1 pseudogene is annotated in these 277 nt (G+C 36.5%); it reads right to left on the bottom strand.

Features of this window, described 5'->3' with window-relative positions:
* A pseudogene (locus AAEY57_RS19830) lies at positions 1–277 on the bottom strand (hypothetical protein); the annotation flags it as partial.

A 277-nucleotide genomic window follows, 5' to 3' on the forward strand; every position in this document is an offset into this window, starting at 1 on the left:
TCAATATCTTGGTCAATAACCTTGCCAGTCACTTGCTTTTTAGCAACACCAGACCAAAGTTTAGCCAGTTTTAATTCTTGTATTAAAGCGCTCTCAATATATTCACCATAGCTGTTGCCTACAGATGAAACAAGAGGAGAGCCTCGAAGTGATATCTTATTTAATTTTTTTTCAGATTCAATTTTTCCGACTGAGACTGGTGTATTAGACTCTTCTTTTAGTTTAGAAACGTTGCTGATATCTGCACTATAAGGTGGAACTTGAATGGTACATGCAC

The organism is Pseudoalteromonas sp. MER144-MNA-CIBAN-0113 (genome assembly GCF_040308965.1).
In the GTDB taxonomy this organism is placed as follows: domain Bacteria; phylum Pseudomonadota; class Gammaproteobacteria; order Enterobacterales; family Alteromonadaceae; genus Pseudoalteromonas; species Pseudoalteromonas tetraodonis.